This is a genomic window from Nocardiopsis moroccensis (assembly GCF_055763695.1).
Genome location: NZ_CP199747.1, coordinates 22,987 through 38,493, shown reverse-complemented (window position 1 = coordinate 38,493; position 15,507 = coordinate 22,987). Strand labels below are relative to the sequence as shown.

General features: G+C 70.5%; 17 protein-coding genes and 1 tRNA gene. 5 read left to right on the top strand and 13 right to left on the bottom strand.

What is annotated here, in order from left to right; translation table 11 throughout:
- Position 1: 1 nt before the first annotated feature.
- The 6 genes from ACUKCB_RS00175 to purU all read right to left on the bottom strand — a co-directional run bounded on the left by ACUKCB_RS00175 (position 2) and on the right by purU (position 2,852).
- A complete protein-coding gene (locus ACUKCB_RS00175) occupies positions 2-373 on the bottom strand; it encodes an Asp23/Gls24 family envelope stress response protein (protein WP_473038415.1) in 372 nt (123 codons plus the stop codon).
- 14 nt (positions 374-387) lie between these two features.
- Positions 388-561, bottom strand: coding sequence for a hypothetical protein (locus tag ACUKCB_RS00170; RefSeq protein ID WP_017546417.1), 174 nt, complete (start codon positions 559-561; stop codon positions 388-390).
- A 42-nt stretch (positions 562-603) separates the two neighbouring features.
- Complete coding sequence (locus ACUKCB_RS00165; RefSeq protein ID WP_452544825.1) at positions 604-921, bottom strand: Asp23/Gls24 family envelope stress response protein; 318 nt, start codon at positions 919-921, stop codon at positions 604-606.
- Between the two features lie 2 nt (positions 922-923).
- Positions 924-1,400: an Asp23/Gls24 family envelope stress response protein gene (locus ACUKCB_RS00160; RefSeq protein WP_473038414.1), complete on the bottom strand. Its 477-nt coding sequence runs from the start codon at positions 1,398-1,400 to the stop codon at positions 924-926.
- A 39-nt stretch (positions 1,401-1,439) separates the two neighbouring features.
- Positions 1,440-1,643 (bottom strand): CsbD family protein, encoded by a 204-nt coding sequence (locus ACUKCB_RS00155; RefSeq protein ID WP_473038413.1) that lies wholly within the window; start codon positions 1,641-1,643, stop codon positions 1,440-1,442.
- 324 nt (positions 1,644-1,967) lie between these two features.
- The gene (gene purU, locus ACUKCB_RS00150; RefSeq protein ID WP_473038412.1) at positions 1,968-2,852 is read right to left on the bottom strand and encodes a formyltetrahydrofolate deformylase; all 885 of its coding nucleotides are present in this window, start codon (positions 2,850-2,852) and stop codon (positions 1,968-1,970) included.
- Positions 2,853-3,032: 180 nt separating this feature from the next.
- Here purU and ACUKCB_RS00145 point away from each other — a divergent pair, with 180 nt between their 5' ends.
- Complete coding sequence (locus ACUKCB_RS00145) at positions 3,033-4,256, top strand: amino acid deaminase/aldolase (protein ID WP_473038411.1); 1,224 nt, start codon at positions 3,033-3,035, stop codon at positions 4,254-4,256.
- 77 nt (positions 4,257-4,333) lie between these two features.
- On the opposite strand, the gene ACUKCB_RS00140 is transcribed toward ACUKCB_RS00145, so the two are convergent.
- Together ACUKCB_RS00140 and ACUKCB_RS00135 are read right to left on the bottom strand one after the other, a co-directional pair.
- Positions 4,334-4,732: a DUF3618 domain-containing protein gene (locus ACUKCB_RS00140; RefSeq protein ID WP_473038410.1), complete on the bottom strand. Its 399-nt coding sequence runs from the start codon at positions 4,730-4,732 to the stop codon at positions 4,334-4,336.
- Between the two features lie 17 nt (positions 4,733-4,749).
- Positions 4,750-5,847, bottom strand: coding sequence for a CDP-alcohol phosphatidyltransferase family protein (locus ACUKCB_RS00135; RefSeq protein WP_473038409.1), 1,098 nt, complete (start codon positions 5,845-5,847; stop codon positions 4,750-4,752).
- 329 nt (positions 5,848-6,176) lie between these two features.
- On the opposite strand from ACUKCB_RS00135, the gene bcp reads away from it, so the two are divergent.
- A complete protein-coding gene (gene bcp / locus ACUKCB_RS00130) occupies positions 6,177-6,659 on the top strand; it encodes a thioredoxin-dependent thiol peroxidase (protein ID WP_473038408.1) in 483 nt (160 codons plus the stop codon).
- 78 nt (positions 6,660-6,737) lie between these two features.
- Positions 6,738-6,812: transfer RNA gene (locus tag ACUKCB_RS00125), tRNA-Leu, on the top strand.
- Between the two features lie 108 nt (positions 6,813-6,920).
- On the opposite strand, the gene ACUKCB_RS00120 is transcribed toward ACUKCB_RS00125, so the two are convergent.
- The 4 genes from ACUKCB_RS00120 to ACUKCB_RS00105 form a co-directional block, all read right to left on the bottom strand.
- Positions 6,921-8,180, bottom strand: a complete 1,260-nt coding sequence (locus ACUKCB_RS00120; protein WP_473038407.1) for a serine/threonine-protein kinase — start codon at positions 8,178-8,180, stop codon at positions 6,921-6,923.
- A 247-nt stretch (positions 8,181-8,427) separates the two neighbouring features.
- Entirely contained in the window at positions 8,428-9,774 is a 1,347-nt protein-coding gene (locus ACUKCB_RS00115) for a M16 family metallopeptidase (protein WP_473038406.1), read from the bottom strand.
- Positions 9,775-9,814: 40 nt separating this feature from the next.
- The gene (locus tag ACUKCB_RS00110) at positions 9,815-11,155 is read right to left on the bottom strand and encodes a M16 family metallopeptidase (protein ID WP_473040873.1); all 1,341 of its coding nucleotides are present in this window, start codon (positions 11,153-11,155) and stop codon (positions 9,815-9,817) included.
- Positions 11,156-11,422: 267 nt separating this feature from the next.
- Complete coding sequence (locus tag ACUKCB_RS00105) at positions 11,423-12,103, bottom strand: hypothetical protein (protein ID WP_473038405.1); 681 nt, start codon at positions 12,101-12,103, stop codon at positions 11,423-11,425.
- Positions 12,104-12,220: 117 nt separating this feature from the next.
- Between ACUKCB_RS00105 and sppA the strand changes: the two genes are divergently transcribed.
- Complete coding sequence (gene sppA / locus ACUKCB_RS00100) at positions 12,221-13,948, top strand: signal peptide peptidase SppA (RefSeq protein WP_473038404.1); 1,728 nt, start codon at positions 12,221-12,223, stop codon at positions 13,946-13,948.
- Positions 13,945-14,442, top strand: a complete 498-nt coding sequence (locus ACUKCB_RS00095; RefSeq protein ID WP_473038403.1) for a flavin reductase family protein — start codon at positions 13,945-13,947, stop codon at positions 14,440-14,442. Before sppA ends, ACUKCB_RS00095 begins: the two co-directional genes overlap by 4 nt.
- Positions 14,443-14,555: 113 nt before the next feature.
- On the opposite strand, the gene ACUKCB_RS00090 is transcribed toward ACUKCB_RS00095, so the two are convergent.
- Entirely contained in the window at positions 14,556-15,458 is a 903-nt protein-coding gene (locus tag ACUKCB_RS00090) for an ABC transporter substrate-binding protein (RefSeq protein ID WP_473038402.1), read from the bottom strand.
- Positions 15,459-15,507: the final 49 nt, after the last annotated feature.

Genomic DNA, 15,507 nt, shown 5'->3' with positions numbered 1-15,507 from the left:
GTCAGCGCACCAACTCCGCGATCTCGATGTCGATGTGGTGGACCTGTTTTCCGGTGATCCACTCGATCCGGCCCTTGACGTGTTCCCGTACCGCTCGGGCGACCTGGAGCGCCGGCCGCGGGTAGCTCACCTCGATACGCAACCGCAGGAGGACCACCTCCCCGCTGACCCGGGCGCGAGCCGCCCTCGAACGTGCGGCCCGCGCCCCGGAGACCTCGCCGACAGCCTTGGCGGCTGCCTTCTCGATGACGTCCCCGGGTATGTCCGTGCGGCCTCCGGGGTCCCGGGGGCGGACGTGCCTGCCGCCCTCCCGGTCCCCCGCGGGCGCGGCATCCCGCTGGCGGGGGACCGTGTCGCTTCGAACCCCGACCACGACCTCACCCCCGTCTACGCCGAACGCCGTGTGAACATCTCGGCGAGATCGATCTCGCCCTCCATCGCCCGGCCCGCGACGAACCCGACGAGGCCGAGGACCAGGACCAGCGCGAAGGCGGGGAATCCGCCGAACGCCGCCGCGAGCCCGAGCACCGTCCCGTAGGACAGTCCAACGATGGGCCACATGGCTACCCCCTCTAATCAGCACGCCCTGTTTGTAGGTCTTGTTCAGCTGGCCGCGCGTGTACCGTCGCCGAGACCGGCGACCACGTCCTCCACCGAGATGTGGACGGCGCGGCCGCCGGCCAGCGGGGCCAGGCCCCGTCGGATCTCCGCCGAGATCTCCGGCAGCGGCCGCCCGTAGCGGACCACCACGCCGATCTCGACGTGGCCGTCGCGTACCGCCACTCCCCGGATCCGGCCCCCCGGCACAGCGGTGCTCAGGGTGCCGAAGGAACCGGAGGACAGTTCGACCACGTCGGGAAAGCCCGCGGTCGACTCCGCGATGGCGCGTGCGGTCTCACCCGGTGTGTCGCCGCCGGCCACGACTAACGGACCCTGGGCTCGGAATCGCCGTCGTCGGCGTCCTCGTCGTCCCCGGGCAGGTGGATGTCGTCCACCTTGATGTTGATCTCGGTGACTTCGAGGCCCGTCATCCGCTCGACCGCGGACGTGACGTTGCGGCGCACGGCGGCGGCGAGGTCCTGGATGGCGGCGCCGTATTCAACGACGAGGTCGATGTCGACGGCGGCCTGCCGCTCCCCGACCTCGACGGCGACGCCCTGTGCCACCGAACCGGAGGAGCTGCCCCGGCTCACGGCGTCACGAACCGCACCGACCATGCGCGCGGTCCCGCCGCCCATGGCGTAGACGCCGCCGATCTCCCGGGCCGCCATACCGGAGATCTTGGCGACGACGCCGTCGGCGATGTGGGTGCTTCCCTGGTCGTTCCTGCCGGCGGCCTCACGCTTGCCGCCGGACTCACGGGCGCTCGGCACCGCGGATTCGGTCTTGATGTCCGACACTGGTCCCCCTACGCAGTGTGCAAACCGTCCTGGACGCGTCTACTTCTTCTTGAAGACGCCCTTGATCTTGTCCTCGGCCTGGTCCTTGAACTCCTCGGCCTTGCCCTTGGCCTTGTCCGCGGCGTCCTTGGCCCCGGACTTGGCCTGGTCGGCCTTTCCCTCGAACTCGGTGCCGCGGTCTCCGGCAGCCTTGCCGACGGCTTCCTTGCCCTTGCCCACGGCGTCATCGAAATGCTTGCCCATTTGTGCCCCCTACTCAGAGCCGCTTCGACTCAGGGTTGTGGACCGAAACCCGGAGCCACCCCGGGACGGGGTAACCGGAGAGGTTTCGACCTCATCACACCATATACGCACTCTATGTAGTCAACAAGGCACTGCATGAGACGAATCGCTGGTCGGAAGGGTCATGGTCTTACCAGACCTGCCCCAAAACCGCACCCGGAACCCCGGCTGGGCAAGAAAAAACCAGGAGCACCCGCAGGTACCCCTGGCCGTCCGAAAATCAAGTTGTCCCGGCCGCGTCGCCGATTCGGGGGCCGACCGCCCAGCCGCGCGGCGGCGCACCGCCTAGCCGAAGATGACCGTCTTGTCCCCGTTGAGCAGCACCCGACGCTGGGCGTGCCAGTTCACCGCGCGCGCCAGAGCCACCGACTCCAGGTCGCGGCCGATCGCGGTGAGCTGGTCAGGGCTGTGCGTGTGGTCGACCCGGGAGACCTCCTGCTCGATGATCGGGCCCTCGTCCAGGTCGGCCGTGACGTAGTGGGCGGTGGCACCGATCAGTTTCACGCCGCGCGAGTGCGCCTGGTGGTAGGGGCGGGCACCCTTGAAGCTCGGCAGGAAGGAGTGATGGATGTTGATGATGCGCCCGGACATCTTGGTGCACAGCTGCTCGGAGAGCACCTGCATGTAGCGGGCCAGCACCACCAGGTCGACGTCGTAGGAGTCGACGAGCTCCAGGATCCGCTCCTCCTGAACCCCCTTGGTCTCCGGGGTGACCGGCAGGTGGTGGAAGTCCACACCGTAGGAGTCGGCGAGGAACTCCAGGTCGGGGTGGTTGGAGACCACCGCGGCGATGTCGATGTCGAGTAGGCCGCTGCGCTGGCGGTAGAGGAGGTCGTTGAGGCAGTGCCCGAACCTGGAGACCATCACGATCATGCGCGGACGCACGTCCGAGGCCTGCAGGGTCCACTCGACGAACGACTCTCCGGGACCGCCGAAGTCCCCGGCCAGTGCGGCGAAGGCGCCGCGCAGAACGTCCTCACCGACCACCCCGGAGCGCCCGGACTCGGCCACGAACTGCATCCGCAGGAAGAAGCGTCCGGTGAAGTGGTCGCCGTACTGCTGGCTCTCGGTGATGTTGCACCCGTGGTCGGCCAACAGGTTGGCCACGGCCGCCACGATGCCCCGGCTGTCGGGGCAGGAAAGGGTCAGGACGTACTCGCGTTCGCTCATGTGTGGCACCACTCCCGGGGTCGACCGGCCGATCAGCCGTGACGCCCCAGGATATCGAGCGTCCGGAGCCCGGGGGACGCTCCCGGGGCGTCCCGTGTCACCCGCGGTTTCCACAGGGGCCACAAAATCGGTCCCTTCGGACAATATGAAAGACATTCATGTTCTGGCATCCTCGAAGGCATGACTAGCCTGCGTGAGAAGTACGAGGCCGCGACGCGCGAAATCCAGGCCCCCTTCGCCATGGTCGACCTGGCCGCCTTCCGCGCCAACGCGGCCGACCTCACCCGCCGCGCCCACGGGCGTCCCGTCCGTGTCGCCAGCAAATCCGTGCGCTCCCGGGAGCTGCTGCGCACGGTGCTCGCGATGCCCGGTTACGCGGGGATCATGGCCTTCACCCTGCCCGAGGCCCTCTGGCTGGCCACCGGGGACCGGGAACCTCTCAGCGACGACATCCTCGTCGCCTACCCCACCGCGGACCGCCCCGCCCTCGCCGAACTCGTCCGCGATCCCGTCGCAGCGCGCACCATCACCCTGATGGTCGACTCCCCCGCCCACCTCGAGCTCATCAGCGCGGCCGTGGCCGAGGCCGGGCGAGGGCCGGACGCCCCGCCCGTCCGGGTGTGCCTGGACATCGACACCAGCTGGCAGCCTCTGGGCCCGGGTACCCGGATCGGCTCCTACCGCTCCCCCGTCCGCACCCCGGCCCAGGCTGCCTCCCTGGCCCGCGCCGTCGTACACCGCCCAGAGCTGGAGCTGGACGGGATCATGGCCTACGAGGGCCAGATCGCCGGGGTGGGCGACGCTCCCCCCGGCAGGCCGCTCTACGGGCGACTGCTGCGCGGCATCCAGCGCCGCTCAGCCCTGGAACTGGCCAAGCGCCGGGCCGCGATCACCCGCGCCGTCCGCGAGGTCGCCGACCTGCGCTTCGTCAACGGAGGCGGCACCGGCAGCCTGCACACCACCGGACGCGAGCGGGCCGTGACCGAACTGGCCGCCGGCTCCGGGCTCTACCAGCCCCACCTGTTCGACCACTACAGCTCCTTCCGCGGCCGCCCCGCAGCCCTGTTCGCGCTGCCCGTGGTCCGCCGCCCCGCGCCCGACGTGGCCACCGTCCTGGGCGGCGGATATCCGGCCTCCGGCCCCGTCGACACGCACCGCCCCCCGGTCCCCCACCTGCCCGAGGGCCTGGCCTACAGCGCCAACGAGGGCGCGGGCGAAGTCCAGACACCGCTGATCGGCGAGGCCGCACGAGGGCTGTCCGTCGGGGACCGGGTGTGGATGCGCCACGCCAAGGCCGGGGAGCTGTGCGAACGCTTCGACACCCTGCACCTGGTCGACTCCGACACCGGGACCTATGAGGGGGCCGTTCCCACCTACCGGGGCGAGGGCCGGACCTTCCTCTGATCCCGCGCCCTCCACCAACGCAACGGGGCCCGCGCGACGTACGCGCGGGCCCCGTCCCGTCAGGGCTGTGCCTGCGGCTACTTCCGCTTGCGGCGGACCGCCCAGGCGACGACGCCGACCGCGAGGACCGCCCCGACACCGGCCGCGAGGATCATCGCCTCGGGGGGCAACTGGCCGCGTGACTGGTAGGTCGTGACCACCTTGTCATCGCCCTTGAGGACGATGCTGCCCTCCTCGGGCTCCACCAGGTGGCTCTCCACCCGCACCGCACCGCCGCCGAGGACGAGCGCCCGAGCCTCGTCGAAGATCCGGGCCCCCCGGTCCTTGGCCTTGGTGAACTGGCGCCGGGCGATGTTCGCCGGGCGGGCCTGTTCGCCGAGCTCGCTCAGGGTCTCGGCAAGCTGCCGCTGCTCACGGTCGATCTCGGCCTGGACCTCGGCTGCGGTCTGGCGCGGTTCGGTGTCGCTTCCCGTCATAGGGGTGCCTTTCTGCCCTAGGGCACGGTTGTCTGAGAGCCCGTGTCCGAGCCGGTGTCCCGGCCCTGCTCCTCCGCGCCGTCGGACGGACCAGAGAATCTCAGCGCGCCGTCGATTCCGTCGACCACACGGAAGAAGTCCCGTGTGGACAACCACAGTTTATAGATGATGGCGATCTCGAAGGCGAGCAGCAAAACGCCCGCAAAGGCCGTGATCCACCCGATTACCGGCGGACCGAAGAGGGCCGCGGCGACGGGGGAGAGCACGAAGACCGCCAGCTGGAACTCGATCCCGCCCACCAGGTGGGTGCGCACCCGCCGGTCGTTGAGGGACCCCCAGAACCGCTGGTACCAGGGGAAACGCGTCCGGAACTCCTGGTGCAGGTCGACCTTGGGCAGTGTCAGGTCCGGCTGTTTGCCCGCTGTGCGCTGGTTACGGGCCTCCCGCTCGTTCTGGCTGCGCAGGATCTGCTCCAACACACCGATGCCGTGTCGCAGCACCGCCTGCTCGCCGCCGTCGCTCATCGTCCGGCCGCCGCGACCGGTCGCGCGGCCGGTGGCGTCGCCCTCGGGTTCGAGCATGGACAGGGTCGCGCGCGCCCGCTCCAGTGCGGCCGCCAGGTGCGAGCGCATCTCACGGCGCACCTTGTACACCTGGAGCGCGTTGAGATAACGCAGCATGTCCAGGAAGACCACGGCCAGCGCCAACCAGAGGAACGCCACGTGCCCGGTCTCCCGGTACTGGCCGCCCATGAGGGCGACCACGCACACCAGGACCCGGAAGCGGTCCGAGACGTAGTCCATCCAGGAACCGAACAGCGACTCCGAACCGGTGAGCCGGGCGAGCTTGCCGTCCGTACAGTCCACGAGGAAGCACAGGTAGTACAGCGCGGCACCGATGAGGAGCAGCTGCCAGTAACCGAACGCGAAGCACACGGCGGCGCCCAGGCCCAGGAAGAGGGCGGCCACGGTCAGTTGGTTGGGGGTGATCGGTGTCCGGTTCGCGATCTGACGCACGATCCGGACCGCGAACGGGTCTACGAGGTAGACCGTCAGCCAGGAGTCTCGTTCCTTGAGCGTACGAGCCCTGACCTCGTCGAGTGTGAATCCAGGCATCGTGGCGAACTACTCCCAAAGCGAAGCGGATGTGTCCCGGTCGGTGGCCGCCGGACACACCGTCGGGCCCCGGGCGACCCGCGCACGCTACGCCATGACCCAGAGGACGGCCAACCTATAGCACATGGTCAACAATAGGTGATGGGACTCCTGGTCACTCCCAAAGCGGATGAACCGAACCGCAATCGCAACCGAAGAGCCCTGTCCGCGGCCACCAGCACCGACGAAGCGGCCAGGCACCCCCCCGGAGCGCACATCTCGTACTGTGAGGCGTGAACGAGCCGGTCCGGCACGCCCGGACCGCCAGAGGCAGAACAGGAAGACACCACGTGAGCGAAACCATCCGTCTGGAGCCCGGCGACCAGGCACCCGACTTCACCCTCAGCGACGCCGACGGCCAACCCGTCTCCCTGAGCAAGGTCCTGGCGGACACCGGCAGGAGCGTCGTCCTGTACTTCTACCCGGCCGCCATGACGCCCGGGTGCACCACCCAGGCCTGCGACTTCCGGGACAACCTCACCGAGTTCGCGGACGCCGGGTTCACCGTACTGGGCGTCTCCCCGGACGAGCCCGAGAAGCTGGCCCGGTTCCGGGAGAAGGAGAGCCTGACCTTCACCCTGCTCGGCGACCCCGAGAAGGAGACCCTGCGCGCCTACGGCGCCTTCGGTGAGAAGAAGAACTACGGCCGTGTCGTCCAGGGCGTCATTCGCTCCACGGTCGTCGTGGGCGCTGACGGCAGGGTCGAGAAGGCCTTCTACAACGTGAAGGCGACCGGCCACGTCGACCGGATCAAGAGGGAACTGGGCGTCTGACCCGGTCCGCCGGTCGTCCGCCCGACCACGGGGCCGGACGACCGGTCCCCTCTCCGATCCCGGTAGAGTGGCCCCGTCGGGGCCGTAGTCCAACTGGCAGGAGACGGCAGCTTTAGGTGCTGTACAGTGCGGGTTCGAATCCCGCCGGCCCCACTCACGAACCTCCGGGAGCGCTCTCGGCCCGAGGCCCCGTCCCAGACGCCGACCCACGCGGTCGGCGGGGGCGAGGCCCGGCCGCACCCCCGCGGTCCGACCCGTGGACTACAGGCCGAACAGAGCCCACACGACCAGCGCCAGCAGCGCGACCACGCCCAGGCCGACACCGGCCGCCACCGTCAGGTGGCTCCGCTCCGAGTGCTTTCCCGACTTGGTCAGGCCCAGCGTCTCCGTGGACTCACGGATGGACAGCATGATCGAGTTCATCGCATCCGGGCTGTGCCGCAGCCGGTCACTGATGGACTCGGCCAGCACGTGGGCACCGGCGCGGAAGTGCTCCCTCGCCGTCTCCGGCTCCTCGTGATCGCTGTCGTCCCCGGTCTCCGCGTCCTCGCCCCCGGCGGCGGCACCCTCCTCGGAGGTGTTCCCGTCGCGCTTCGGGGACCAGGGGGCCAGGGCCGCGATCCTCAGCATCTTGGCGGCGTTCTCCGCGGTGAGCCGTTCGCCGGGCTCGACCCTGAGCATCCCGGCCAGCACCGGGGCGAGCGGACCCGCGTTCGCGGCCTCCTTGGGCTCGTCCAGCTGTTCCTGGCGCAGGATCTTGATGTAGCCCTTGCGGTCGTAGGGCGGGTAGCCCTCGACCGCCGCGTACAGGGTGGCGCCCAGCGACCACAGGTCGGACTCCGGGCCGACCGGGCCGGCCTTGGCCCGCTCCGGCGGAATGTAGGCGGGCGATCCGATGATGCGGCCGGACGCGCTCAGGGCGGACTCACCGTTCCAGGCTGCCAGCCCGAAGTCGGTCAGCACCACCCGTCCGTCCTCGCTGATCATCACGTTGTCCGGCTTGACGTCGCGGTGGACGATGCCCTCACCGTGCGCGACCTTGAGCGCGTCGATCAGCTGGAGCCCGATCTCGGCCACCCGCTGGTAGGGCAGCGGGCCGCCCACCTGGATGATCTCCTCCAGGGTGGAGGCCTCCAGCAACTCCATGACGATCCACGGCCGCTCGTCCTCGTCGACGACGTCCAGGACGGTGACGAGGCTGGGGTGGGTGAGCCGTCCGGCGACACGTGCCTCACGGGTGGTGCGCTGGACGAGCGACTCGCGTTCGGAACGGCTCAGCTCAGAGGGCAGCCGGAGCTCCTTGACCGCGACCTCACGTTTGATGACCAGGTCGGTGGCGCGCCAGACCGTTCCGACACCGCCGCGGGCGATCTCGGAGGTCAGCTGGTAGCGACCCTTCAGCAGCCGACCATCGGCCTCCGACTCAGACACGGAGGACTCTGGACGCGCGGGGTCGAGCGACGTCTGTGGCCGCTGCGTGTGAGGGTTGTCTAGGGAGGACACGGTTATCCACGGGTCCATTCACCGGCCATGGTGGCCTCCTGCGGAGCATTGCGGTCGCTGTCACCACGTAGGTGCACGGATCACTCGTTATACCAGCACGGCGCGGAGGCCGAGCCACTGGTTGCCGGATGGCTGACACATAGGTTCGGTTTCGTTATGTCCGAGGAAAGGCCACACATGCCATGACGAGGGTCTCCCTTGCCAATTCTTGACCTCGGCCGGGTTTCGTGCACGTGCGCCGGCGCGTGCACGAAACCCTCGGACATCAGCTCCAGAGGGACTCCGGAGTCCGCACCTCGACCGGGCCCACCCCGGTCTCGGTGAGCGGACCGCGCAGGCTCCGGGCGTCACCGACCACCACCACGACGGCTTCCTCCGGGCGGAGGTACTCCACGGCGGCGCTGTTCATGTCCTCGGCGGTGAGCTTCTCGTACCCGGCGCGGGTGCGATCCACGTGGTCGTCGGGCAGGTCGTGCACCACCATGTCGACGAGTGCCCCGGCCATGCTCCGAGCGGTCGAGTAGCTGACCGGCAGCCCCACGGTGTTGGATTCGCGGACCGTGGACAGTTCGTCCTCGGTGACGCCCCCGGCGCGCAGCTTGTTCATCTGCTCCAGGGAGGAGGTGACCGAGTGGGCCGTGGTGCCGGCCTCGACCTGGGTGGACATGAAGAACACCCCGCTGTCACGGCGCAGGTCGAAACGGCTCCCGGCACCGTAGGTGTAGCCCAGGCGCTCGCGCAGCTCCATGTTGAGGCGGGAGGTGAACATCCCGCCGAGGACCTCGCTGATGCCCTCGGCGCGCGGCAGGTCCACCTGCGAACGCGAGGGTGCGCGGTGCGCGATGACCAGGGCCGACTGGACCGACCCGGGGCGGTCCACGACGAGTACGCGGGGCAGTTCACCGGGCGGCGGCGCGGGCTCGGTGAGCGCACGCTCCGGCGCGGGGGCGGCGTCGCCGAAGACGGTCCTGCCCAGCTGCTCCAGGTCGACGCCGGCCAGGTCCCCGACGACCACGAGGGTTCCGGCGACCGAGGCGATCGAGTCGGCGTGGAAGCGGGCGACCGTCTCGGGGGTGACGTCGGCCAGTTTGACCGGCCCCCCGGCCAGAGGGGTGGCGTAGCGTCCGGTGAACAGCTGACCGCCCAGGCTGCGCATGGCCAGGGTGGAGGCCGAGGAGGCGTCCAACCAGAAGCGCTCCAGGAGCTGGTCGCGGCGGCGCACGATGTCGTCGGCCTTCAGGGCCGGCCGGCGCACGGCGTCGGCGAACAGGCGGACGGCCTCGCCGAGGCGGTTCGTGGGCGCGTCCAGGCCGGTGATGAAACCGTCCCAGCTCACGCGTGAGATCCACTCCGCGCCGTGGCGCTCCATCGCCGGGGCCAGCGAGCTCTGGCCGTCGGGTCCGTCCTCGAGGACCTCACTGGTGAGGGCGCTGACGCCCATGGCTTCGAGGGGTTCGACGGCACCGCCGAAGGGGTGCACGAGGCGGAGCGAGGCCAGCTGCTGGCCGGGCACGTCGATGGCGACGACCGTGCCGCTGCCGACGCTGATCCGCTGGGGCTTGGGAAAGGTGTAGGAGGCGGGGGCGCCGAGGTCCGGGCGGGTCTGCTGCATGCTCTGCGGCTCTTTCTGCGGCTTGACGGGAACGGAGCGGTTACGCCGGCGCGTCGGCCGCGGCGTCGGCCCCGGCTTGCGCGCTGATCGTCTCGGCGGCGGTCTCGGGCTCGGGGTCGAAGCGGACGACGAGCATGTTGTCGTCGACGAGCAGGCGCTCGGCCGCGGCACGGACCTCCTCGGAGGTGACGTCCGCCCAGCGCCGGGGCCAGGTGTAGGCGAGCTCGGGGTCGCCGAGCAGCTGGGTGCAGTTGCCGATGGCGTCGGCCAGCCCGGAGGGGCTGGCGATGGCGTGCAGGTGCTCGCGCTCCAGGACCGCGCGGGCCCGGTCGAGTTCGGCGTCGGTGACCCCCTCCGCGAGTTTGGCGACCTCCTCGCGGATGGCCTGCTCCAGGAGGTCCCCCTGCACGCCCTCGCGGGCGAGCATGTTCACCAGCAGCAGGCTGTCGGTGTAGCGGAACGGCAGGAGGTCGGCGGAGCCGCCGCCGTCGTCGGCGGCGATGGGCCGGTCCACGACCAGCGAGCGGTACAGGCGGCTGCCCTGGCCCTGGCCGAGGACCGCGGCGGCCAGCTGGGCGACGTCGTGCCCGCGCTCGCCGTAGGCGGGGACGCGGAAGCCGATGAACACCCCCGCCGCCGGAACCGTCTCGGTGACGGAGTCGCGCACCGGGCCGCCCAGCGCGGCGTGCAACGCGGGGTCGGGGGTGTCGGGGACGAGGTCGCGGGCGGGGATGCCACCGAAGTACTTCTCCACCCGGGCGAGGACGTCCTCGGACTCCAGGTCGCTGACGACGGTCAGGACGCAGTTGTCCGGGCCGTAGTGCGCCTTGTGGAAGGACTTGACGTAGTCCAGGTCGGCGGCGTCCAGGTCGGCCATGGAGCCGATCGTGGGGTGGTGGTAGGGGTGGCCCTCGGGGTAGGCCAGGCGCAGGATGCGCTCCAGGGCCGTGCCGTAGGGCTGGTTGTCGTAACGCTGGCGGCGCTCGTTCTTGACGACGTCGCGCTGGTTGTCCAGGACCTCCTGGGTCATGCCCTCGCGCAGGGTGGCCAGGCGGTCCGCCTCCAACCACAGGATGGTGTCCAGGGCGTGCGTGGGGACCGTCTCGAAGTAGTTGGTCCGGTCGGTGGAGGTGGAGGCGTTGATGTCGCCGCCCAGCCGCTCGACCACGTCGAAGTGCTCGCCCTTGGTGACGTTGCCGCTGCCCTGGAACATCAGATGCTCGAACAGGTGCGCGAACCCGGTGCGACCGGGCACCTCGTGGCGGGAACCGACCCCGTACCAGAGGTTGACCGAGGCGACCTGGCCGGTGGAGGCCGGAGCCGTCACCAGACGCAGTCCGTTGTCCAGTGTGTACTGATCGACCCGTCCCGCCGTTCCCATGGTGGTCACCAGCGCATGCACCCCATCAAGTTCCGTTGACTGCTTGACCGGTTACGAGCCTATGGCCTAACCGCACCGTAGGGACACTTGGTTCGGGTAATCCGTCGGGGATTCGGCCGGGCGGGAGCCCCCGTCCGGGCGCCGGGGAGTCCGGGGCACCGCACATCCGGCGCGGGGATCGAACCGCCGGTGGGGAACGAGCGTCGAGCGGGGACGGCGGGGAACCCCGCGGAGGCGCCGAACACGCGCAGGCGCGAGGCGGACGGGTCAGGAGTCGGCGCGGTAGGCGGTGGTGTCCATCGACGCCGCGATCTCGTCGTAGACGGCGCTGTACTGGGCGTCGGCGGACCAGACGTAGAGCAGCACGTCGCTCTGCGGGAGGAACCACATGCGCACCTCGAAGGTGTCCTCGTTGTCGCAGGTCACGCTCCACACCGAGTGGTGGGACTTGAGGCCGTCCGCGTGTTCGAAGACCGCGCCCCGGTCCGTGGTCAGGGTGGCGCCGTCGACCCCGATGTTGCCCGAGGCGGCGGTGTTGAGGCTGCGGCAGCTGTCGGTGTTGTCCGCCCAGCCGTCGTCGGCGTAGAAGGCGTCATCCTTCTTGGGCCAGTTCCGCGGGTGCTTCTCCGCCTGGTGGGGGACCAGTCGGACCGAACCGTAGGCGCAGGCGCTCTGGCCGGGCGGGGTCATGCACAGCTGGCCATCCTCGTTCTGGACCTCCCAGCCCTCGGGGACGTCGACCTTCACCCCGGCGACCTCAGCGCTGTCGAAGCCCTCCGGACCGGGAGGGTCGATCGAGGGCATCATCCCGCTCTCGCCGCGTTCCAACTCGATCTCCCCGGCCGATTCGGCGGAGCAGGCGCTCAGCGCCAACAGGGCCGCCGCCGCGACCGCGGCGACTCGGCCGCCCCCCGCACGGTGCCGCACCTCGTCCGTCGTGCCCGCCATCGAACGTCCCGCCCTTCTCTACGATGCCCGACCACGCGTATGACAGGTCGGAGCACAGACCATAGCGTCCCCGGCGCACCCGCCGCACCGGGGAAGGAGCCGCACTACCCTGGGTCCATGGTGGACCTCGCGAAGATCACTGAGCCCTTGTCCCTCAACCGTTTCGGCCCCCGCTCCCGCGGACCGTTGGTACTGGAGCTGGACCTGACGGAGGGGGTCGCCGACGAGTCGCAGGGCGACCCCCTCAGCCAGCTCATGAACCGACGCAAGCAGCACTACCTCGACGTGCTGGAAGGCATCCGCAGAGGGGCCCGCGACCCGGGGGTGGGCGCCCTCGTCGTGCGGGTGGACTCCCGCTCCCTGAGCCTGGCCCAGGTGCAGGAGCTGCGTGACACGGTCGCGGACTTCCGGGCCGCCGGCAAGCCCGCGGTGGCCTGGGCGGACACCTTCGGCGAGGCCGGGGACGGGAACCTGCCCTACTACCTGGCCACCGCCTTCTCCCGCGTGGTCCTGTCCCCCACCGGGCTGGTGGGGCTGAGCGGCCTCAGGTCGCGCTCCACCTTCTTCAAGGGCGCCCTGGACAAGCTCGACGTGAAGTTCGAGGGCGGGGCCCGCCACGAGTACAAGAACGCGATCAACCCGTACACCCAGACCGGCTACACCGACCCCCACCGCGAGGCCATGGGCCGGATCGTGGAGTCCCTGAACGACCAGATCGTCGAGGCGGTCGCCGAGACCCGCGGGCTCCCCCGGGAGCGGGTCCGCGAACTCGTCGACACCGCCCCGACCCTGGCCGAGGAGGCCCTGGAGGCCGGGCTGGTCGACCGGCTCGCCTACCGGGACGAGGTCTACGCCGAACTGGACCGGGAGGTGCGCGGCAAGGAGGAGGGCTCCCCCGAGCCCGCGCTCCGGTTCGTCACCCGCTACCACCGCAAGCACACCCAGCAGTCCGGACCGAGGCTGGCGGGCGGTGGCGACCACATCGCCCTGGTCTCCGCCAGCGGCGGCATCAACCTGGGCAAGAGCCGCCGGTCCCCGCTGGGCGGCGGCACCGTGATGGGTTCGGACACCGTCTGCGCCGCGTTCCGCGCGGCCCGGAAGGACCCCCGGGTCAGGGCCGTGGTGTTCCGGGTGGACAGCGGCGGCGGCTCGGCCATCGCCTCGGACCTGATCCGACGCGAGAGCCAGCTGACCCGCGAGGCGGGCAAGCCGGTCATCACGACGATGGGCGGCCTGGCCGCGTCGGGCGGCTACTACGTCGCCCTGGGTTCGGACGCGATCGTGGCCCAGCCCGGCACCATCACCGGCTCCATCGGCGTGCTCACCGGCAAGCCGGTCCTGGGCGCGCTCAAGGAGCGGTACGGGATCACCTCGGACTCGGTGAGCCAGGGCGCGCACGCGGGCATGTTCGACACCGACGAGGGCTTCAGCGAGTCCGAGTGGGAGCGGCTCGACAAGCTCCTGGACACCATCTACGACGACTTCGTGGGCAAGGTGGCCGCGGCCCGGGGACGGACCTGGGACGAGATCCACGAGGTCGCCAGGGGGCGGGTCTGGACCGGGGCGGACGCCCGGGAGCGCGGTCTGGTCGACGAACTGGGCGGGGTCGAGACGGCCGTTCGGCTGGCCCGGGAGAAGGTGGGCGCCGGGGCGCTGCCGGTGCGGGTGTTCCCGCGCCCGAACCCGCTGGACCGGCTCCGCCAGCACGAGTCCAGCGAGGACCTGGCCTCCGCCGAGCCGCAGACCGTCCTGAGCGCCTGGGGACCGTTGGAACACCTGGCCGCCCGGCTGGGACTGCCCGCCGCCGGTCCGCTGAGCATCCCGGGGACGTGGGAGATCCGTTGAGTGTCGCGAGCGGCGCCTACCTGGAGGCCATGTCGCTGTTGCCGACCGGGGTGAGCGTGGTGACCATCGCGGACGGCCGCGACGACATCGGGGCGACGGTGAGCGCCTTCGTCTCGGTGTCCGCGAATCCTCCGGTCGTGATGTTGAGCGCGGACAGCCAGGGCTACGTAGCCGAGGTCGTCGAGTGGGTGGGCGCCTTCGCGGTGAGCGTGCTCGCCGACGACCAGCGCGCCCTGGCGGGACGCTTCTCCGCCGAGGGGCGGCCGAGCGCGCGGCTCCTGGTCTCCGGCCAGCCGCACCACCGGGGGGAGCGCACCGGAGCGATCGTCCTCGACGGTGCGCTGGCCGCGCTGGAGTGCTCGGTGCGCCAGAAGGTGGAGGTCGGTGACCACACGGTGTTCTTCGCGGACGTGGTGGGGCTGCCCGAGGTGGGGGCCGACCGGCCCGGCCGCGCGATGGTGCGCTGGGGCGGGCGCTACCACGGGCTCGGCTGAGCGGCCGCGGGGCGGGGCTCGGTGCCCCGCCCCGCGGCCGGCTCCTCCGCGGACCCGGCGGCCGTTCCGGGGTGTCCTCGCACGGTCCGAAACAGGGCCCGGGAGCAGGAACGCTAGGCCAGGCCCTGCTCCTCCAGCCACTCCTGGGCGACGTCGGCGGCGTTCTCGTTCCGGATCACGACGCGCTCGTTGAGCCGGGTGAGCTCCTCCGTGGTGAGGGCCGCGGAGACGGCGTCGAGGGCGGCGCGCGCGGTGTCGTCGACCTGGTCGCTGTTGATGAGCGGGGTGACGTTCTGCGCGCCGAAGAGGTTCTCCGGGTCCTCCAGGACCACGAAGTCCTCCACCGCGATCTGCGGGTCGGTCGTGAACAGGTTGGCGGCCTGGATGTCGTCGTCCAGCAGCGCCTGGGTCAGCAGCGCGACCTCCAGCGAGCGAAACTCCGCGAACTCGACACCGTAGACCGATTCCAGGCCCTCGACGCCCTGGTGGCGGGTCTCGAACTCGGGCGGGCCGCCCAGGACGAGCTCGTCGGCGACGTCGGCCAGGTCGGCGATGGTGGTCAGGTCGTACTCGTCCGCGACCTCCCTGGTGACGGTGACGGAGTCCTTGTTCTCAGCGCTGGAGGAGTCCAGGATCTCCAGCCCCGCGGGCAGGGCCTCCTCGACCAGTGCGTTGGTCTCCTCGGAGTCGGCGGTGGGCGCCTCGTCGTCGAGGTAGACCAGGGTCGCCCCGTTGTACTCGGGGAACACGGAGAGGTTGCCCGACTCGATCTGCGAGTAGTACACCTCGCGGCTGCCGATGTTGAGCTGGTACTCGACGTCGACGCCCTCGGCCGCCATGGCCCGGCCGTAGAGTTCGGCGAGCAGGGAGCTCTCGGGGAAGTCGGCCGAACCGATGACGACCGTGCCCGACCCACCGCCGCCGTCGCCGCCGTCCTCCTCGAAGGGGTCGCTGCCACCGCACGCGCTCAGGAGAACCACCAGTGGAAGCCCGATGAGGGCGAGCTTCTTGTGCATGTCCACAACCTTCTCTCTGGAAAACTTCCTCTGCGGGCGGCACCGACCG